Consider the following 19,783-nt stretch of genomic DNA (forward strand, 5'->3'; position numbering starts at 1 on the left):
CTATGACTTTTTATTCGGCTCCAGCATCAACGCCACCGTTATCATCGGAAAATCCCACGTCGCTTGAAGAGGAGCTGCTTTCCAGCGGCACAATCCATTTCCAGGTATTTTTAAAAAATTCGCCAGGTTCTTGCCTGAAACGATCAGATAGGAGAGCGGCGCTGACGCGGCAGTCGCCGTATCGAAATGGATTGCCTTCATGTATCTTTTTGGCTGTTTCTTTCCTTTTAGCAAAAGGGACCGGACCATCCATTTTTCAAGCTCCCTGTATAACGCTGTTTCCGGGATTCCTTCACGTTTTATATGTTTCGTAAATTCTCTTATAGTTGCTTTGATCGAAGCTGCCTTTTCGGTGAGTGTTAGCCTTGGTGTCAAGCAATAAAGAAGGCATGACAGGATAATGGGTGAAGCGAGCCCACGGATTATATGGGCATCAGTCAGCAAAAACGTTGCCGTCAGGGAAACGGTAAAGAAAAGTACGACACGCCAGCGCTGCTGGGGCTTGAGCCATCCCAGAACCAGAAGCGTACCGGCTAATGTTGCATAAAAAATAGTCCAAAATAAAGTCACGGAGTCCAGGCTATAAGCATAAATAACAGCCGGGACCACAGCAGGCATCAGCGTCCTCGCCCGCAGCCGTATCCGTTTATCACTCAGAATGCCCGCTTCCTTCATTTCGCTTAGGACACTGGAAAACCATTCTTTTTCATCAGCCTTAAACAGCTGCCGCTCTGTTGTCTTATCCCGTTTTGTGGCTTCAGCAATATCGCTCATAAAAAAGGAGAGATTCCCGTTTTGGTCCTTGCACCTGAAGAGCCAGGACACAAGCTTTTGCTCAGAGGGGGACAGGCTGCTTTCCGGAACTTTCAATGAAAAATAAAGCATCTCGTTCGGCGTGTGGTGTTCATTTTCAAACCTTGTTTTCATTTGTATTGCTCTGACCTCGGCCTTGCCTTTTTCAACCAGTGAATATAAGCCAGCGAGAAGCGAATTCGAATTCTTTTTTCCACGGCAGTCGACCATATCCATGAGGAGAGGGTCACTCATTAGCCATTCGCTTGGATGGCTGGCTGCTTTCGATTGTGTTAAACGACGAAACAATATGGCCAGACAGGCGAGCCCAAGCACCGCAGCCGCTAGGTAAAGAAAATTCCCGTAGGTTTTTTGTTGTTCTTTTTTAGCCGCAGCTGTTTTTATCAGCTGTTTTTCCTGTGCGATGGCTTCTTTTAATGAAATCGGAGCCTTCGTTTTTTTCTGTTTAGCCATCACAATTGAAGGAAACAGTAATCGGGCTTCTGTTAAAGTGTGCCTTTTGGAAACGGGTGTTTTTAACGTAACACCTCCAAACTGCTGATTCACTGTTTTTCCGAGCCCATCATGAATAAACGGATAGTATTCGTATGGATTGACTAAGTCAGGAAAGATAAAATCGATTGTTATGTTGTTTATGTCTGTATCATGGCTACCGCCTTTGCCAAAGATGGGTACCGTCAAGTCGCTGTAGGAGTGGTAGGACTTTACTGCGCCCTTTAATACATAGTAATAGAAGATGGTTTTCTTACCGCTTTTTGCTTGGGTATCACTCTTGAAGGTATACCCCTTCACATTAACTTGAAGAGGGTGCAAGTCCTTATCTTCAATATTGTAAATTTTTGCGTTTGGCTTAGAAACTTCATAGGCAAAAAAATGATCTATCCCTTTATTGTACTTTTTAGAGAAAGTCCGTGTCACATTTTTAAAACTTCCATCAACCGTGTAGCTGTACAGTTCATTCACTACTAAATCACCATTCGGCTGAATCCAGTATCGAATCCTCGCCTGGTCGATAGAATACGATTTTGCCTGGGCGGGGACGACAAATGCAAAAAAAGCCGCCAGAAGAAGGATCGCTTTAAATATGTTTTTCAGGGCAAACACCTCTTAAATTCCTTGTGTTTCTTGTTACCATTTATTGTAATATATAGTAGATTAGGATGTATATAAAAAAAATAGAGTAGAGGGTGAGGCATTGATATCACAGGCCCTGATTTTACAAGACAACAAGGTGTTAATGGTGAAACAATATGTTCAAAGAGGAGATATCGTTTGGAATTATCCAGGAGGAGGGATTGAAAAGAAGGAAACCCCGGAAGAAGCCTGCATTAGAGAAGTGAAGGAAGAAACGGGGTATGATGTGGCGATTAGAAAATTACTAGATAAAACCTCTGATAAGTATACATTTGTTTGTGAAATTACGGGCGGGGAGCTCTGGCTCGATTCGAACAATGAGGTCAATAACGATATTATCGACATCGGGTGGATTTCTCTTGATGACAGAGAGAAGTTTGATGCATATACGATGCCTTTAATAGAGCGGTTTTTTATTAGAATTGACCTTCGCGCCTCGGAAATTGTCGGAAAATAGTTAATCAAACGTTTGATTTAAAAAGTGACAGGCACCTTCCATTTCCCTGGAAGGTGCCTGTCACTTTTTTCTATTATTCTTCTATTAGAGTGTAGTAAGTAAACTGATTGCCATCAAAGTGAGCATCTACGATGGACCCTTCCTTGAGTACCCCATCGTTTGGAATTTTCACTTTACTGTTTGTTTCATTGGAATAGCCCCATACATAGTCCTGTTCCACTGCGACGATCATATACCTTTCAACTTTTTCTTCCGAAGTGGTATCCGGAGTAGTTTGTTGTTCTGAGCTGGATTTGTCTGTGTTTTGTTGTTCAGAAGCAGGTGGTTGTGTATTCGGCTGAGCTTGAGCTGGATGCGGCTTAGTGCTTTGTTTTTTTATGTTTGCCTGTGAAGCCGCTTGTTTTTGTACGGGTTCTTTTTTATGGATTTCGGTTTTCTTATTTTCGGTTGAACTGGTTTTCGATGGTTTTGCTGCAGCAATGATAGTGGCTGTTAGAACAAAAAAAGCAAAAGCTGCTAGTATGAGCCAAAACCGTCTATTGTTTTTCTTTTTTAGCTTAAAATCATTCATTGATGTTAATCCCTCCTGATGCTTTTCCTTTCTCATCATACTCCTTATTAATGATGAAAAAAATAACAATATTGAGGGAAATACTACCTATATTTCCATTGAGGAGGTGACAGGTACAATCTAATAAAATGAAAAATTTTCACTCGCGATGAGGTACAAAAGAAAATGATTCCCTCAAATTAAAGCTGTTCTTTTTAATGTTCTTTCCTGAAATATGTATCTATTGATAATTACATTTCCATTTGACTGAATCAATCCAAATCTAAACCTGAATGATCAAGTAGAATCTTCTTCAGTGGGAAGTAAGAATAGAGTTGTTTTTTGCAGAAGAACTTGTCATCGCTCGAAGCTTGTCGGAAAATAGTTAATCAAACGTTTGATTAACTGAATTAAAGTAGAGTGCGTAAGGGGTGTAAAGAGAAATTAAAAGAATAACTAACATATTTTTCTCGAGTGGTTCGCAAAAGCGTAACACTTTTAGTGACAGGCACCTTCCAGCTATATTCCAGGTGGCAGGCACCTTCCAAAAAATAGAAACACAAAAGGGAAGGAGCTTTTGGCTCGTTCCCTTTTGTGAATAGTCCTATTATGTAATGCTGTCTCATAAAAATGATTCGTGCAAGCTATCCAAAAATTCGTTTCCTTGGACGATTCCAAATTTTAATATATGTTTGGCCTTCCTTGCAAACAAATACCTTAATCCCCACTAGTTTAAGAGGAGTAAAAATCTCCTTCATATGAAATAATGGCATTTTTTAACCTCCTGTAAAAGAAATGGTAATTTCATACTACCTAAAGGAAAACCTAATTTAAATAGAATGTTATCGATAAAAAGCGACTGATTTATTGATATAACGAATAAATGATGTTATTTTTTTCTAAAATCTTGTATTTATAATCGAAAAATGTATTTATTTGCCATTTGTTGTTGAAAGAATTTTATAAAGAGGTTAGTTAATATGATAGATTTGCAGGCATAAAAAGAGAGCATCTGGTTAAAAATGCCCTGGGGAAAGTTACCCAATTAAACTCCAGGTGACAGGCACGTTCCGATTATTTACCAGATTGATGCTGGAGAAATCCAAGTAACATAGCACCAAAAACAAAAAAACCGGACGACTTGGTCCGGTTTAACTTTTTCCTTTTATGGTAGGCTGAGATACTAGCTTTGTATAAACGATGAACCGGTCTGGCGCGTTTCCGATGAAGTTGAACGGATAGCAGGTGGTCAGCGTAAGTGTTTCGTGATCTGACGGGACTGCTACCGTCATGTCGTCGGAATGGACAATCTTGAAACCCGTTGTTTCGTAAACGAAATCGCCATATGGTGTTGTAAAGGTGACGGGGTCGCCCTTTTTTAGATTTTTCAACTTAACAAAGACAGTATCCCGGTGTCCGCTAAGTATGACGTTTCCACCCTGTCCTGGAAGAGCGCTTCCTGCAAAGTGACCGGCGCCTTTTTTCAATTCATCAGCATGCGTTCCCTGTACAACCGGAACATTTAATCCGAGCGATGAAAACTTCAGGCTGCCAATTTTTGTGCCAGGTTCGGGCAATGTCGGCCATGGCTGGTCGAACTTATTGTCCGGAAGATCCGGTTTATATTCCTTCACGGCTGTATGTGCGAGCAGAACCGTTTGTTTTGTCAGATCATAACCAAAATAGGCTACAACGCCAGCTCCAATTAACAAGACGAAGATGGGGATCGCAAGGATCACCCATCTCCATTTTTTTCTGTGCATCTTTTGCATGTTGGCTTAAGCCTCTGCGGATTGGCCGGATTTACGGTAAAATCTTGCAGCAGGAACCAGTGTAACGCCGCCTAAAAGCATGATCAATCCGCCGATTGCCATATAATCATAGTTATTTGTTGCTGTTTTCGGCAGCTTCGCTTCTGCCATTGGCACGAATTTCCCGGTCTTTTCAAGTGCTTCTTTTGCAAGAACTGCCTGCTTCAGTGAAATCAGCTTGCTTTGGATAACTCGTGGATCCAAATCCGATTTCTTAGGATCGATTGTCGCCAGCAAGTTGCCTTTCAAGTCCATTAACTGGATTTTAAGGCTGTTGTGCCTGGCTTGTAGTTTGTAGGATCAATTGAACGGCCCTGATCATCTACGATAGCAGCCTTCAGATGAGATAGCTTTACACTGTCAAGGAACAGGCGAGCCACTTCAACCTTTTGTGCCTGTGGCAGATTGGCAGGGTTCGAGTTTTTTAGAATATCACTAACACGTTTAGTGTTGGCAAGAATTCCATTAACCTCTGCATTACTTAAGTTGACTGATTGCAGGTATGAGTATAGATAATCAACCTGGCTTACACCTAAAGACTGCAGGGAATTGATTAGTTTTTGCGATTGTGCCTTCGTATTGTCAGCTGCAAAAGCTTCGTTTCCGGCAGGAATTGCGAAAACTGAAAGACCCAATCCTAAAGCCGCTGCCAATGACCCATTTTTCAACGATTTACTAAGCTTCATTATCTCACCCTCTGGTATGTAATATAGTAGTTTATAAGATACCATTTTTCTACAAAACATACTATAAAATCAAAGGTAATAACATCTTTCGACCTATAAAAATGGGTGACATGAACCATTTCTTGATTCAAGCGAAATGTGCGGGATTTACCAGTTTGGAAGTGGGTATTTTGGGGTATGGCCGGGTGGTGCCGGTATGGTGACAGGCACCATCCAAAGGATTTCCAGGTGACAGGCACCTTCCATATACCTTCCAAATTTCTTCGTGTTACCTTCAGAATTACCGGTATATAACTTACTGGATATGGTCAAGACTTTAATAGGATGAAGTGACAGGCACCTTCCAGGATGTTTCCAGGTGACAGGCACCTTCCATGGGGGTTCCAGAAGGATGGGATTTAATAATGAAAATAAATTATCGGATATTGGCTGTAGTAACATGGATGGCTGTTATTTTTTTCTTTACGCAGCTTCCTTATTTTACGGGGAAAACACATTTGAAATTATTCGCAGGACTCTAGCTAAAGAACAGGCAGAATGGCCCCAAACTGGAGGGCTGCCGTTTGACCTAGAGGTTATTAATATGGTGATCAGGAAGATTGCCCATTTCCTTGTTTTTGGGATTTTTGCTATCCTATTATTTAAGTGTATCAGAAATGTAAAAGGGCCTATTTTATCACCTGGATGGCGGTAATCATGTACGCCGCATCGGATGAGTGGCATCAATCCTTTGTGCCTGGGAGAGCGCCGCTCGTGACGGATGTTTTAATAGACACTGCCGGTGCTTCATTTGCATTGTTCTTAACTTTCCTCTACAGCAGGAAAAAGGAGAAAAGGGTGAGTGGCGAGAATTTTAAAGAGAGACTGTTTTAGTATAGGTATTGAGTCGTATAAGAAATGAGAATATAAATGAAACTAAAAAAAATAACCATATTGCGATTATTTGTTCCAATTATAAAAGGTCGAAAGAGTTTTATGTGGATTTGCTTGGGCTGAAACCCATTCAGGAAATATACAGGGAAGAACGTGATTCCTATAAGCTGAATCTTGAGGTAAACGGACTCTATCAAATTGAGTTGTTTTCTTTCTCCAATCCGCCAGAACGCCCGAGCTATCCGGAGGCAGCGGGTCTGCGGCATCTAGCATTTGAAGTGGAAAATATAGAAGAAGCGGTTCATTATTTGAGGAAGAATCAACTTGAAGTTCAAGAGATTCAGGTTGATCAATGGACAGGGAAGAAGTACACCTTCTTTCCTGATCCAGATGGATTGCCAATTGAGCTTTATGAGGGATAAACTAACTTTTGTTAAGTAAATCTGTCTACAATCGTCAGAATTAATAGGTCATGAGTACTATTTATCATTTACCAGCTTTGGTATAAAATTCTAGTATAAATACATAGTTCGTACGAAAGGGCAAAACTATTGAAAGATGGTGCCGCAAAACTACAGGGGCTAAGGTTCTAGGACTATGCCAGCCAGTTGCCGAAAATGTTCACCTTCCTGCGAACTTATGAATCATATTAGGAGGGTAAATTATGTTTATTTTTATCGCTGGATTATTTGTAGGGTCATTTGCAATGCTTTTTACAATGAGTTTAATGGTCGCTGCCAAAAGAGGGGACCAGCAGTCCGAAGCATTTTTTACTGAAAAAGCGTATTAATATAAAAAAAGCCCCCTGCACGGCCTTTCTGGCTGGCAGGGGGCTTTTGTTGTTTAATAGAAAAGATTTGGGTTTCGCGAGGGGCAACTCCGTTGCGACAATTATATTTCCAGATGATTCATCAGTTCATTATGTACCCGCTGCTTCTCTTCGGGAGATACAATGAAATAATAAATTTTATTCATTTTTGTTCCGTTTCCTTCAAGTGCCTCTTGCTCAATGTGTTCTCTCGCTTGAATATAGTTTTTCTGGATATCGATCATCTCATTTAAGGTCATGTTTGTTTGAATGTTCTTTTCCATCGCTCCAAGAACCCCTTTGTAATTGGAAAGGGTAGAGAAGCTAGCCCCTTTATTGATTACCTCCTGGATAATTTTCCGCTGCCTTGACTGACGGCCGAAATCTCCATGTGGGTCTTCATATCTCATTCTCGAATAGGAAAGAGCTGTTTTTCCGTTCAGGCTGACTTCACCAATTGGAAAATGCACACCATCGGAAGTGAAATCTAAATCGTTATGTACTTTTACGCCGCCAATGGCATCCACTACATCTCGTAATCCTTCCATATTCACTTTCATGTAGTAATCAATCGGGATGCCGAGGAAGTGTTCAACCGTATTGACTGACATTTGGACGCCGCCAAACGCATAAGCATGGTTGATTTTATCTTCTTTCCCTTTTCCGATAATTTCAGTACGGGTATCGCGCGGGATGCTGAGCATTTTCACCGATTTTTTATTAGGATTTACGGTCAGTACGATGATGGTATCGGATCTTCCTTTGTCTCCAGGCCGCTGGTCGACACCAAGCATCAGGACAGAGAAAGGCTTTTTTGTAGTGGCAGGTGCACGAGGAGTTATCGGCTTGGTTGTCGGCTGTTTGTTCGCAGCAGGCAGCACCTCATTGACACGTTTTTCAGGCTCTTCATGGACAATCGGTTTATACATATTCGCAACCGTATTGGTAACCGAATTGTAAATATAGTAGGCATATGCGCCCCCGGCAAGCATGGTAAACAATAGCGTAAGGCCAACAATCCTAGGCCACTTTTTTCTTTTCTTTATTTCGCTCCTCAAGCCTTCCGCCTCCACCTTGAAATATACAGGATCTTTTTATATGGCAATATTGGTTCTCATACAAAAGGGTTATCTAAAAATTCTTCTACGGTGTCTATTCCAGAATTTGATGTAGGTGTAGCCTTCCTTACAAACAAAAATCTTAATTCCAACTATTTTTAGAGGAGTAAAAATTTCTTTCATTTGATATAACGGCACTTTTTATCCTCCTTAAAAAGTAATATTAATCTTATAGTATCTAAGCAAGTTGTTATTTTGAACAAAATGTTCTCGATAAGAAACGACTTGGTTTTTAAAAAAAGACAGTTTGTCCTAAAAAAACGCCGGAGTACACTGTCTTTCATATAAGAAATTGTGGGTTTATGTAGAGAAACCACGGAGAAATAGGTGAAAGGAATCAGTGACAAAAAAATTGGGGAAGGGGACTTGGAAGAAACTTGGAAGAGACTTGGGAGGTGACAGGCACCTCCCAGAGAATTGGATGGTGACAGGCACCATCCAACTGTTTTCCAATCTATTTCTAACAATTTACGAAAATTAACTTAAATAAAATGTGAATTTTCATTAATGCTTAATTAAACATGGTATTTTGGATACAGGTACAATCCAGTAATTTGGAAGGTGACAGGCACCTCCCATAATATAGAAATAGATTGGATGGAGAATAATGAAAAAAGATAGTTTTTCTGCCAAAAGTTCAATTTATTATGAGGATGATGATTTTTTAGACCATGGAATTCAAAGGCCTTATTTTAAAGATGAGGATTATGATGCTTTTGATACAAAACTTGCTGAATCTGAAGATCAACGTGTTATTGCTGCGAGAAAAGAAGTGGTGGTTCACCGCTTTCTTCCGCTATTCGAAGGCATTGGAGGTGAGGAGGGAATCGCGTCTTTTTTAAGAAAGAAAGGCCTTTCCCTCACTGGAATGCACCTCAGAGAAATTTAACCAATGTTTATCTGGCCATTTCCGATTGCAAATGGAGGCTGGGTTGACTATTTGAGGATGGGGTTTGGGAAACAAAGAGAATTCATTTACGAGCTGGCGAGATTATCTGGAGTTTTTTCAGAAGTAAGTGACCATGGCACGAGGGACCAAATCGCATTCCACTACGTTACTCAGCTGCAAATATCCTTATCCGAGCACGGCTGGTCCGTTAATCTTTATATGGATAAAAGCTGGCTGGAACAGCGCAACCTATATAATAAACTACAGGACAAAAATAGCAGGAAAGAATTTATACATATTCTTGATTCTCTTCTTCAGGAAGGTTTTATTTCCTCCATTATTTATCATGATGGAAGCTGGGAGGATTTTGAAGATGCACGGGAATTTTTAAGAGAATTTACGAATTTGGTTGATCAGGAGGAGTCCTTTTCATTTTTGATCGGGAAGCATTTGGAAAGATATTCACCTGAAAACCACGCGGCATCGATTCTTAGCTGGGTAAAGGATCAAATGCAAATCTTACTCGGTGCATACAACTATACGGCCTGGCATCCGAGTGCTAATAATTATTTGGAGTTTTAAAGCAGATAGAGTGACAGGCACCACCCAATTTGTTTCCAGGTGACAGGCACCTTCCAGCAAAAAGGAAGGTGCCTGTCACCGATTTCACACACTTTTCACACAATTACACCAAAGTTATGCCGAATCCTTTGTCTATACTTAAGTTATGAAGAAGATGGACGAAGGAGAGATAAGGATGAAGAAGGAAATGGTTGCAGGGATTGGTGTGGTGATGCTGATGGGCGGTACCGTTGGGACGACTAGTGTTTCCGCTCAAGCTGCTGAACAGGCAGCCCACCCAAATACTGAGGCGAAGCCCGCAAATCCGCAGGCTGGAAAACGTCTTGAGTTTCTTAATCAATATGCCTATCAATTTCATCAGCTGAATGCTCTTCGGTCGGAACGGCTGGAATTAAAGGAACAAATTGTAGACAAACGGGACCATCTGGTTGATTTAATCATTGCCGCCAAAAAGATCGGGAATAAAACCTTATTGAAGCAGGCTAAAGGGGTTAAGCGGCAATTAAAGACATTAAATGCAGAGTTGAAGGCCCTGTCTACTGAGGCACATAATGAAAAACAGGTGCTTAAGGAAGCCGTGAAAAACCACACTGGTATCGAAACTGAACAATTCAACAAGCTTTTGTCTACTAACCGGAAAATCAATGAAAAGCTGAAGGAAAAGGATATAGAAATAGATAGAATGATTGATATCCTCAATTAAATGGATTTTTTCACAGGAGATAGAGTCTAACTCTATCTCTTCTTTAGCTTTTCAAAAATTTAACTAATGAATCGGATAATAACTTATAATGGAAGCGAGGTGACAGTTGGTGAAGCATATATTTGTAGTCGATGATGAAAAGAATATCCGCGATATTTTGCAAAAATATATTGAAAATGAAGGTTATAAGGTGACTCTTTTTTCTGATGGAAGGCAAGTGTTCCAGGAGATGCTGCGTTTAAAGCCCGATTTGTTGATTATTGACATCATGATGCCTCATATCGATGGCCTGGAGCTTTGTAAGGAAATTCGAAAGCAAAGTGAAACACCCATTATTTTCGTTTCTGCGAGAGATGATGAGTTTGACCGGATTTTAGGTCTCGAGCTCGGCGGGGATGATTATTTAACAAAACCTTTCAGCCCGAGAGAGTTGATGGTGCGGATCAGGAATATTTTTAAGAGGATGGAAAAAAACACTGCCGTCCAGCAGCAATTGGTAAATATTCGGGATGTTAATATCGATACTAATAGAAGATACATAGAAAAAGATGGACAGGAAATCAAATTGACGACGAGAGAGTACGATTTGTTTCTATTCTTCGCGTGCAATAAAGGAAAGCCATATACGAGGGAAGAATTGCTGGAGTATATATGGGGATACGAGTTTTCGGGTGATGGAAGGCTTATTGATGATCTCGTGAAACGAGTTCGAAAAAAATTAGAAATGCACAAATCCTCAGTCGAGCTATCGACGATTTGGGGATATGGGTACCGACTCGATGATTAAGATGAAAATCGGCTCAAAGCTGTTATTAACCTATTCCTTATTAATCGCCAGCATTTTTTTGAGTACAAGCCTATCCTTTAATTTTATTACCACGCGCTATTTAATCCATGAAACAGAAGTGAAGCTTCAAAAAGAAGCGGAAGTCATGAGCCAATTACTGAGCAAGTCCGCTATATCAAACAAAAATGTCCAAAAACGGCTTGGCAAACGGAAGGCGCTTTTTATTTCGGAAAAATTGTTGTCTTCTAAAATGATCATCTGGAAAAAGAATGGTGAGATTATTTATACCGATTCGGATGATATCGATTTAGAGAAAGTAAAACGGCTGAGTACTGGACCTACGAAAAAGTTTGTTACCGAAACGGTTCCATTTACCGCTAAGCTCGGAAAGACCAAGGGATATGTGACCCTGATCGCAAGGCTGGATGATATCAATAATTTTAATGGTCTTATGCGCAATTCCCAGTTTATCAGTTTAATCATTTCTGCTCTTATTGCACTTCTATTAGGTGTGTTTTTTGAAAAAAGTATTACGAAACCGATTCGAATGCTGACTGACCATTTAAAAAACTATACGGTTAAAGGGGCGCACAAGGAAATTTCGATTAATACAAAGGATGAAATCAAGGATTTGGCCGATAGCTTTAATGCTTTGTCCCGTAAAATTAAACAGTATGACGATGAGCAGAAGATGTTTTTTCAAAATGCCTCGCATGAATTAAAGACGCCTTTGATGGCGATCCAGGGCAATGCAGAGGGGATTTTGGATGGAGTAGTGAGCGGAGAAGATGTAAGTCACAGCCTGAATGTCATCATTGCCGAAAGCCAGCGGTTAAAAAAAATCGTCGAAAGCATCACCTATTTAGCAAAGCTGGAAAATGTCGATGATTCCTTTTATTTTAATCATGAATCATTGGAGACGATCATTCTGGAAGCTGTCCAAAGTATACACGCGATTGCAGGCGAAAGGGAATTAAGATCAAGGTGGAAACTAACATGGCTGATACCGTTTGGATGGACAAGGAAAAAATGAGAAGGGCATTTATCAATTTATTGGGGAATGCAATCCGCTATGCAAAATCCCAAGTTTTAATTAAAAGCTTTTTTGAAGATGGGCATGCCGTCATTGAGATTAAAGATGATGGTCCAGGGATTGCAGCTGAGGAAGAAAAGAAGATATTCCAGCGATTTTACAGCGGAGAGGCAGGCGGGTCAGGCATGGGCCTCGCCATCACCAAGGCCATCATCGAAGGCCATGGCGGTACCATAACAGCGTCTAACGCCGAATCGGGCGGAGCGGTGTTTAAGATCGTAATTCCTGGGTGACATTTCCAGGTGACAGGCACCTTCCATTTAGCTGGAAGGTGCCTGTCACTCCATTCATGCTTCAGTCCGCTTTTTCAAGCTGCCCCTTTATTTTGTTTTTGGCGCTGATACGCCATTGCTTTACAGCTGAAAGGGAGACTCCTTCTTTTTCCGCAATTTCCCTCACCGACATTCCATCGATGCAAGTCATTAGGACCCATCTCCTTTCTTTTTCCGTCAAATCCTTGCAGTATGAGAGCACTATTTCGACTTCAAGTGGTCTGTCGGGCTGCTGATCCTCGACGGTTTCCCAATATTCCTCCTTTGGATAGATGCTTTTTTCTTCGCTCCTATTAATGTGCGTCATTTCCGTTAAGATGCGGCCTTTAATAAACGTATAGGCATAGTTGAAGAAGTTTCCTTTCTCCGCTTTGAAATTTCCTTGCGCCTCCCAGAGCGCAATTAATCCTAACTGATAGAATTCATCCACATTTTTGTAAATATGCAGTGACCTTATGATTCTATGAACCATCGGCGTATACTGTTTGACTAAATCCTCAAAGCCTTCCACTTGCTGATCCCTTCAGGATAGCGCGCCTTCCAATGTATTCCCGGGTAGCTTTACCATACAGCCAGCAACGGTTTTACTCGAATCTTGGAAAATCCATTTTCAAAGCGAAAATGTGGCAAGAAGACGGTTTTTGCTCTCAAAATTCATTTTTGGGAGCTATTTAATGTGAATTGGACAAATTCGGGTATGAAAAAAGTGACAGGCACCTTCCAGTTAGCTGGAAGGTGCCTGTCACCAATAGTTAATAGCTTTTGTAGCTGATGTGGTCCCACATTTGGGTAATCCAATAGCCTCCGCCAAGGCCATACTGGCCGCCATGGCTTCGGTCTGTGGTATACACTCGATAGGTTTCACCTTTATTTAGGACTCTAACAACGTTCATTTTTCCGTTGTTTTCTCTTTTCCAAAGGTTCATAGGTTTTGTTACTGTGACATAGCCTATTTCTTTTTTGGCCTTTCGGGAACATGGATGCCGTTGCACCATATTGGGCAATCGACCGGTAGCTGACATAGGAATTCATATTTGTAATCCATGCGCCGCCGCCTACCGCATACTGCCCACCATGAAGCTTATCAATATTGTACACTTTGTAAACTTCACCTGGATTGAGGATTTTACTAAAGCGTACTTGATGATTTTCATCCCTTGTCCAAAGGTTAATCCGTTTGGAAATTTTAACAAAACCAATTTCCTTTGTTGCTTTTGGTTTTTCCGATCCAATAATGGTAAACGTACTGAACTTCTCAACCCAGACAGCGATTCCTGTTGGGTTGCCGTTTTTATCGTATACCACTTCACCTTTATCAACCTTGATTTCTCCATCACTATGCTGAATGTGGACTGACAAGGTTTTAAGGAATTCCGCCAGCTGCTTTTTGTCTTGTGGCAGGGCAGTTTGATCGAGTGGAACAACGACTTTTGTATGGCCATTGAAGTTTGTTTCAACCTCTACTGGTTCAGAAACTAGCTTGGCAGCAGGATTAGCTTGTTTTACCAACGCCTCTGTATTCTTATAACTGATTGAATCCTTCAATTTTTCCATCCGGAAGAAAAGGTCTTGGCCATTTGCCATAAGCTGTTTGACTGTATCGAGAGGAACCTCAACAGAAGCTTTTTCCGACTGAATCTTGATGTTTATATTGTTTTCACTCAGCTTGGCGACTGCTTCCTTCTTGATTCCTACTTCGATCAGGTCTGATTTGTCTTTTTCTGGTTCAACAACGACGATGGTCGCGGTGTTCTTATTTGCTTTTACCGCTTGCTCGATTGTTTCGTTTGCTTTTTGTTCGTCAAAGTTGATCGAATCCTTCTTAGCACCATCTTTTTCTGTTGTTCGGACAATTTCTACCTTCGCAGCTTGTGTACCATCTTCTAAAACAACAGGGACTACTCTTACATCCTTGTTGGGAATTGGTGCCGGCTCATAAATGGCCAGCGTGCCTCCGGAAATGGCAACTGGCGAGATTTCCTGTCCCTGGGCATCTGAAAACAGAATATTTCCTTGTTGCGCCTTATCGATCTCTAATTTTGTATTTCCGGTTAAAGCATTGCTTTTTAATTTGAGTTTAATCGTAAATAATGTTTTTGCCGACGTGATCGGATGATTGCCGCCGCTGCTGTCCACCCAAACTGTTTTCAGCCAGCCATCATTATTATTGATGTTTGAAACAAAACAGCCGTTTTCATCGCTGCCGCAATCACTATTACTTGTTCCGTGCTGCGGCTTAATTTCGGCTACCTCTATTTTACTTTTATCAAATTCAAGCTGCATCTGGTAAGAGGCGATGGGAGTCGTTGGTGTATTGATTGCAACCGGAACCTCGACGATATCCCCTTGTGCGCCAGCTACGTTTGAAATCGAAACAGTAAAGGGCTGCTGCGGTTGTAATACATCGGCTTTTATCGCCGTTATGGTAGAGACAGTGAGAATGATGGCGAATAATCCGCTCATGATTCGCTTTGAACCTAGTAATTTACGTAACATCTAGTAACCTCCTATCCGTTTGTTTTTATGGAGTATGACTTCCGATATACTGATATGTTCCATTGGGATAAAGGCTCCACTGGTAGGGCTGATAGGATGGCATCCCACCTGCGAAATTTTTCTTCCTCACCATTGTTCCATTTTGGGACAAAATGGGTGCAGTGCCGTTAGGATCACCAATAGCGTCAACCACAACTCCGTTTTTCTTAAGGACAAATGCGACATTTACAATTCCATTGCCGGACAGTGTAGCTTCCTCGTTGTAGTAAGGAGCATTTGTTATGTCAAAAAAATCATAGAATATGTTGTCAATAATGATATAGGGCATATTTGGTTGCATCGGATATAATGGCATCGAGTTAACAAGCTTTTTATTTTGGATTTTATTATATTGATAGATCTCCAATGTGTAGCCAGCTTCATCCGCTATGCCTTTATTATAGATTTCAATGGCTACTCTGCCGTTATCACTCTGCAAATACTCCGAAATAAATCCTGGCCCATTTGGCTCTTGTATGGCCGAAATCTTCATATTATCTGATTGAATTTCGTTACCGCTCTCTGTTGCCGTACCTAGTGCCGTAATGCTGAAATTGGAAATATCCTGGTCAAAGTCGCCCGTCATAATCCAAAATAAGATAAGCTTCATTTCCCATAATTAATGCCGGTCCAAGCTTTAGACCTGCAGGAGCATTATTTAATTTAAAATCAACCTCTGACGCCGATTGATTGAAGTTATCTCCATCCAAAGTTAATAAAATAGTAGCAGCATGCAGATTAGCTTCTGTTAACGCATCTCTATCAAATAACGAAGGCGTTAGTGTGACATTTTTTGAGGCTGTTACAGTCACTACAAAGGTTGTTGTGGCTGATGCACCATGGCTGTCAGTCGCTGAAACCGTAATCGTTGCCCTGCCGGCGGCTGCTGGTGTGACCGCTAAGCTGTTGCCCGAGATGGCTGCTGTTGCGATATTGGCATCGCTGGAAACGGCGGTATAAGTTAACGTATCGTGATCAGCATCTGAGAAAACTGCTGAAAGATCGACTGTGCCAGGTGCAGAGCCTGCGTTTGTACTAATGTCTGCAATGCTGTGTGCGACGATTGGCGCAGCATTCGGGTTTGTTACGTTTACTTTGAAGGAAGTACTTTCAACTCCGCCATTTCCATCTGCCGCCGTGATGGTGACCGTTGCCGTGCCAATTACACCAGGTGTGAGCTTGAGGCTTGCCCCCGTCATACTTACAGCTGCAATAGCTGGGTCGCTTGTTTTGACGCTATATACGAGTGGATCGCCATCGACGTCTGCGAACACATTTGTTAAGTCGAAGCTAAGGTCTGCTGTTCCCGCTGCCATTGATTGGTCTGAGATTGTATTGGTAACGGCAGGTGCGTCGTTTACCGCATCAATCATGACTGAGACAGTAGCCGTCGTTGATTCGCCAGTTCCGTCGCTTATTTTAAAAGTAAATGAATCCGTGCCAGTGGCATTGCTATGTGGTGTGTAAACAAATGTACCTGTTTTAGGGTTGATGGTGACGTTTCCTTTTGAACCGTCATTTACCAGGTGATAAGTTAACTCTGTATTGTCGATGTCGCTTCCGGAAAGCTGGCCATTTTTCGGCGTATCTTCTGTCACGTCCAAGGTTCCGTCATGTGCCGTTGGCGCGTCATTTACCGGTGTAACATGGATGGTGACTGTCACTGGTTCAGAATCGCTCATGCCATCGTTTACTTTATAAGTAAAGGTATCGTCCCCGTTAAAATTGCTATCCGGTTCGTATTTGAAGCTGCCATCGCTGTTCAGGACAAACGAGCCATGGTTCGTGCCAGAAACGAGCATTGCAGACAGAGGATCATTTTCCACATCAGAATCATTGTTAAGGACGCCTGTATTGCCTGTAATCGCTAGGGAAGAATCCTCGGCTGTCGTGAACTGATCTGGCGCCGCAACTGGGGCATCATTTACTGCGTCAATCGTGACTGAGACAGTAGCCGTCGTTGATTCGCCAGTTCCGTCGCTTATTTTAAAAGTAAAGGAATCCGTGCCAGTTGCATTGCTATGTGGTGTGTAAACAAATGCACCTGTTGTAGAGTTGATGGTGACGTTTCCTTTTGAACCGTCATTTACCAGTTGATAAGTTAACTCTGTATTGTCGATGTCGCTTCCGGAAAGCTGGCCATTTTTCGGCGTATCTTCTGTCACGTCCAAGGTTCCGTCATGTGCCGTTGGCGCGTCATTTACCGGTGTAACATGGATGGTGACTGTCACTGGTTCAGAATCGCTCATGCCATCGTTTACTTTATAAGTAAAGGTATCGTCGCCGTAAAAATTGCTATCCGGTTCGTATTTGAAGCTGCCATCGCTGTTCAGGACAAACGAGCCATGGTTCGTGCCAGAAACCAGCATTGCAGACAGAGCATCATTTTCCACATCAGAATCATTGTTAAGGACACCTGTATTGCCAGTAATCGCTAGGGTAGTATCCTCGGCTGTTGTGAACTGATCCGGCGTCGCAGCTGGTGCATCGTTTACCGCGTCAATCGTGACTGAGACAGTTGTCGTCGTTGATTCGCCAGTTCCGTCGCTTATTTTAAAAGTAAAGGAATCCATGCCAGTCGCATTGCTATGTGGTGTGTAAACAAATGCACCTGTTATAGAGTTGATGGTGACGTTTCCTTTTGAACCGTCATTAACCAGGTGATAAGTTAACTCTGTATTGTCGATGTCATTTCCGGAAAGCTGGCCATTTTTCGGAGTATCTTCTGTCACGTCCAAGGTTCCGTCTAAAGCAGTTGGCGCGTCATTTACCGGTGTAACGTGGATGGTGACTGTCACTGGTTCAGAATCGCTCGTACCATCATTTGCTTTATAGGTAAAAGTATCGTCGCCGTAAAAATTGCTATCCGGTTCGTATTTGAAGCTGCCATCGCTGTTCAGGACAAACGAACCATGGTTCGTGCCAGAAACGAGCATTGCAGATAGAGCATCATTTTCCACATCAGTATCATTGTTAAGGACACCTGTATTGCCGGTAATCGCTAGGGAAGAATCCTCGGCTGTCGTGAACTGATCCTGCGCCGCAACTGGGGCATCATTTATTGCGGCAATCGAGACTGCGATAGTTGCCGTGTTGGACTCGCCGGTAACGTCACTAATTTTATAAGTAAATGAATCCGTGCCAGTTGCATTGCTATGTGGTGTGTAAACAAATTCACCTGTTGTAGGGTTGATGGTGACGTTTCCTTTTGAACCGTCAGTAACCAGGTGATAAGTTAACTCTGTATTGTCGATGTCGCTTCCGGAAAGCTGGCCATTTTTCTGCGTATCCTCTGTCACGTCCAAAGTTCCGTCCTGTGCCGTTGGCGAGTCATTTACTGCGGCAACATTGATCGTAACTAAGATTGGTGCAGATTCCTTGGAACCATCGTTTACTTTGTATGTAAAAGTGTCGACACCGTTAAAATTGGCATTGGGCTGATAGGTAAATGAGCCATCGTTTTTAAGAGTCAGTGCTCCGTTCACTGGCTGTGTAACAGATGAAACGGATAACGTGTCATTTTCGATATCAATCACATCAGCTGCTAAACTGGCTGTTACATTTAGTTCCGTATCCTCGTTAACACTGTAATCCTTAGGTAATCCTAATGGCGCATCATTTATATTCCTCATTGAAATGATGTAATTATTATCTGTTAATGGAGGAGTGTTTGAGCCGTTCTTTTGGCTGGCGATCAACGTCATAAGGGCAAGGACATCGGCATTCGTTACGCTGCCATCTTTGTCGATATCGTACTTTTTTAATTCCTCAGGACTGACGATAATTAATCCCTTTGCTACTTTTGAAACAAAGAGGGCATCAGAGGAGCTAACCGTACCATCACCGTTTATATCTCCCGTTCTATCAATTGTTACTTGAAAGGTTTCAGTAATTGCAAGGCCAGTGTGGTCTGTAGCCGTAACAGTAATTGTTGTCGTACCGTAGCCCTGAATTGTTAATAAAAGTGCTTTATCGGAAACTGCGGCAGTCGCCACATTTTGTTGACTGGAAGCTGCGGATAAAGCCAGTGTATTGATGTCAAGGCGCGGGAAATGCTGGCCCATGTTAATGGAGACAGTCGATCCGTTTTCAGACATTGCTGACTTCGCCAGGAAAAATCCTCCGAAACTATGATATTACTATTTTGTGGACTTGGGGGTGCCACAGCTAAAGCATTGCTAATAGGCATTGCTGTTAAGGAAATCCCTAAAAAGACCGCGAGCCCTTTTTTACTCAATGGTAAAAATGTTCTATTTTTTCCTTCTCTCAACTAACTCACCATCCTAAAAAAGAACCAGGAAATTCCCATGAATATCCTGATTGTGATAATATTTTCAAGTATAATAGCATTTACCAATATTCTCAAGACAAAATTCGACACGAAAAGGGTGACAGGCACCTTCCAGTTAGCTGGAAGGTGCCTGTCACCCTTTTAAATGTGAAATATCCTTGAATTTTTATAAAATATTATTTTTTCTCATAATTTATGAAAATTTGATTTTGAAGGCGAAAAATGAAGAGGTAATGACACTGAAAAGGTAAAAGATTGAAGCTTTTTTAGAATAGATGACTGGAGAAAACCCAGATTATACGAGGAAATTCCTAATATGGAAAAATTTATTATACTAAGAAAATAAAAATCAGTCAAATTCTCCTTGAAAGAGAGAAAAAG

At 41.6% G+C, this 19,783-nt stretch carries 23 protein-coding genes and 1 riboswitch; of the genes, 11 read left to right on the forward strand and 12 right to left on the reverse strand.

Annotated elements, in window-relative coordinates; all coding sequences use genetic code 11:
- Nucleotides 1-1,917 (reverse strand): DUF2207 domain-containing protein, encoded by a 1,917-nt coding sequence (locus RCG23_RS14235; protein ID WP_308176243.1) that lies wholly within the window; start codon nt 1,915-1,917, stop codon nt 1-3.
- Nucleotides 1,918-2,008: 91 nt separating this feature from the next.
- Between RCG23_RS14235 and RCG23_RS14240 the strand changes: the two genes are divergently transcribed.
- Nucleotides 2,009-2,404 carry an NUDIX domain-containing protein gene (locus RCG23_RS14240; protein WP_308176244.1) on the forward strand — a complete coding sequence of 132 codons (396 nt, stop codon included), beginning with the start codon at nt 2,009-2,011 and terminating at the stop codon, nt 2,402-2,404.
- 73 nt (nt 2,405-2,477) lie between these two features.
- Here the strand turns inward: RCG23_RS14240 and RCG23_RS14245 are convergent, their stop codons facing one another.
- The 5 genes from RCG23_RS14245 to RCG23_RS14265 all read right to left on the reverse strand — a co-directional run bounded on the left by RCG23_RS14245 (nt 2,478) and on the right by RCG23_RS14265 (nt 5,451).
- Entirely contained in the window at nt 2,478-2,975 is a 498-nt protein-coding gene (locus RCG23_RS14245; RefSeq protein WP_308176245.1) for a hypothetical protein, read from the reverse strand.
- A gap of 623 nt (nt 2,976-3,598) precedes the next feature.
- Nucleotides 3,599-3,727, reverse strand: coding sequence for a hypothetical protein (locus tag RCG23_RS14250; protein ID WP_308176246.1), 129 nt, complete (start codon nt 3,725-3,727; stop codon nt 3,599-3,601).
- Nucleotides 3,728-4,105: 378 nt separating this feature from the next.
- Nucleotides 4,106-4,726: a class D sortase gene (locus tag RCG23_RS14255; protein ID WP_308176247.1), complete on the reverse strand. Its 621-nt coding sequence runs from the start codon at nt 4,724-4,726 to the stop codon at nt 4,106-4,108.
- A gap of 6 nt (nt 4,727-4,732) precedes the next feature.
- Complete coding sequence (locus RCG23_RS14260; protein ID WP_308176248.1) at nt 4,733-5,020, reverse strand: LPXTG cell wall anchor domain-containing protein; 288 nt, start codon at nt 5,018-5,020, stop codon at nt 4,733-4,735.
- Nucleotides 5,020-5,451: a hypothetical protein gene (locus tag RCG23_RS14265; protein WP_308176249.1), complete on the reverse strand. Its 432-nt coding sequence runs from the start codon at nt 5,449-5,451 to the stop codon at nt 5,020-5,022. Before RCG23_RS14265 ends, RCG23_RS14260 begins: the two co-directional genes overlap by 1 nt.
- Nucleotides 5,452-5,842: 391 nt before the next feature.
- Between RCG23_RS14265 and RCG23_RS14270 the strand changes: the two genes are divergently transcribed.
- The 4 genes from RCG23_RS14270 to RCG23_RS14285 all read left to right on the forward strand — a co-directional run bounded on the left by RCG23_RS14270 (nt 5,843) and on the right by RCG23_RS14285 (nt 7,114).
- Entirely contained in the window at nt 5,843-6,145 is a 303-nt protein-coding gene (locus RCG23_RS14270) for a VanZ family protein (RefSeq protein ID WP_308176250.1), read from the forward strand.
- 2 nt (nt 6,146-6,147) lie between these two features.
- Complete coding sequence (locus RCG23_RS14275) at nt 6,148-6,324, forward strand: VanZ family protein (protein WP_308176251.1); 177 nt, start codon at nt 6,148-6,150, stop codon at nt 6,322-6,324.
- A 32-nt stretch (nt 6,325-6,356) separates the two neighbouring features.
- Nucleotides 6,357-6,746 carry an SMU1112c/YaeR family gloxylase I-like metalloprotein gene (locus tag RCG23_RS14280; RefSeq protein ID WP_308180065.1) on the forward strand — a complete coding sequence of 130 codons (390 nt, stop codon included), beginning with the start codon at nt 6,357-6,359 and terminating at the stop codon, nt 6,744-6,746.
- Between the two features lie 109 nt (nt 6,747-6,855).
- A riboswitch (cyclic di-GMP riboswitch) is annotated at nt 6,856-6,940 on the forward strand.
- Between the two features lie 48 nt (nt 6,941-6,988).
- Entirely contained in the window at nt 6,989-7,114 is a 126-nt protein-coding gene (locus RCG23_RS14285; RefSeq protein WP_308176252.1) for a DUF3789 domain-containing protein, read from the forward strand.
- Between the two features lie 101 nt (nt 7,115-7,215).
- Here RCG23_RS14285 and RCG23_RS14290 read toward each other — a convergent pair whose 3' ends face one another.
- Complete coding sequence (locus RCG23_RS14290; protein WP_308176253.1) at nt 7,216-8,190, reverse strand: LCP family glycopolymer transferase; 975 nt, start codon at nt 8,188-8,190, stop codon at nt 7,216-7,218.
- A 667-nt stretch (nt 8,191-8,857) separates the two neighbouring features.
- On the opposite strand from RCG23_RS14290, the gene RCG23_RS14295 reads away from it, so the two are divergent.
- The 6 genes from RCG23_RS14295 to RCG23_RS14320 all read left to right on the forward strand — a co-directional run bounded on the left by RCG23_RS14295 (nt 8,858) and on the right by RCG23_RS14320 (nt 12,537).
- Nucleotides 8,858-9,139: a hypothetical protein gene (locus RCG23_RS14295; RefSeq protein ID WP_308176254.1), complete on the forward strand. Its 282-nt coding sequence runs from the start codon at nt 8,858-8,860 to the stop codon at nt 9,137-9,139.
- 3 nt (nt 9,140-9,142) lie between these two features.
- Entirely contained in the window at nt 9,143-9,721 is a 579-nt protein-coding gene (locus tag RCG23_RS14300) for a hypothetical protein (protein WP_308176255.1), read from the forward strand.
- A 175-nt stretch (nt 9,722-9,896) separates the two neighbouring features.
- Nucleotides 9,897-10,424, forward strand: coding sequence for a hypothetical protein (locus RCG23_RS14305; protein WP_308176256.1), 528 nt, complete (start codon nt 9,897-9,899; stop codon nt 10,422-10,424).
- 109 nt (nt 10,425-10,533) lie between these two features.
- Nucleotides 10,534-11,211, forward strand: a complete 678-nt coding sequence (locus RCG23_RS14310; protein WP_308176257.1) for a response regulator transcription factor — start codon at nt 10,534-10,536, stop codon at nt 11,209-11,211.
- The gene (locus RCG23_RS14315; protein ID WP_308176258.1) at nt 11,204-12,244 is read left to right on the forward strand and encodes a HAMP domain-containing sensor histidine kinase; all 1,041 of its coding nucleotides are present in this window, start codon (nt 11,204-11,206) and stop codon (nt 12,242-12,244) included. Before RCG23_RS14310 ends, RCG23_RS14315 begins: the two co-directional genes overlap by 8 nt.
- The gene (locus RCG23_RS14320) at nt 12,208-12,537 is read left to right on the forward strand and encodes a sensor histidine kinase (RefSeq protein WP_308176259.1); all 330 of its coding nucleotides are present in this window, start codon (nt 12,208-12,210) and stop codon (nt 12,535-12,537) included. Before RCG23_RS14315 ends, RCG23_RS14320 begins: the two co-directional genes overlap by 37 nt.
- Nucleotides 12,538-12,598: 61 nt before the next feature.
- On the opposite strand, the gene RCG23_RS14325 is transcribed toward RCG23_RS14320, so the two are convergent.
- The 5 genes from RCG23_RS14325 to RCG23_RS14345 form a co-directional block, all read right to left on the reverse strand.
- Entirely contained in the window at nt 12,599-13,087 is a 489-nt protein-coding gene (locus tag RCG23_RS14325) for a sigma-70 family RNA polymerase sigma factor (protein WP_308176260.1), read from the reverse strand.
- A gap of 241 nt (nt 13,088-13,328) precedes the next feature.
- Nucleotides 13,329-13,469: a hypothetical protein gene (locus RCG23_RS14330; protein ID WP_308176261.1), complete on the reverse strand. Its 141-nt coding sequence runs from the start codon at nt 13,467-13,469 to the stop codon at nt 13,329-13,331.
- Entirely contained in the window at nt 13,456-15,072 is a 1,617-nt protein-coding gene (locus RCG23_RS14335; RefSeq protein WP_308176262.1) for a cohesin domain-containing protein, read from the reverse strand. Before RCG23_RS14335 ends, RCG23_RS14330 begins: the two co-directional genes overlap by 14 nt.
- Nucleotides 15,073-15,097: 25 nt before the next feature.
- Entirely contained in the window at nt 15,098-15,721 is a 624-nt protein-coding gene (locus tag RCG23_RS14340) for an RTX toxin (RefSeq protein ID WP_308176263.1), read from the reverse strand.
- Nucleotides 15,681-19,208, reverse strand: coding sequence for a cadherin-like domain-containing protein (locus RCG23_RS14345; protein ID WP_308176264.1), 3,528 nt, complete (start codon nt 19,206-19,208; stop codon nt 15,681-15,683). Before RCG23_RS14345 ends, RCG23_RS14340 begins: the two co-directional genes overlap by 41 nt.
- Between the last annotated feature and the right edge of the window lie 575 nt (nt 19,209-19,783).

The organism is Neobacillus sp. PS3-34 (assembly GCF_030915465.1).
Classification (GTDB): Bacteria; Bacillota; Bacilli; order Bacillales; family Cytobacillaceae; genus Neobacillus_A.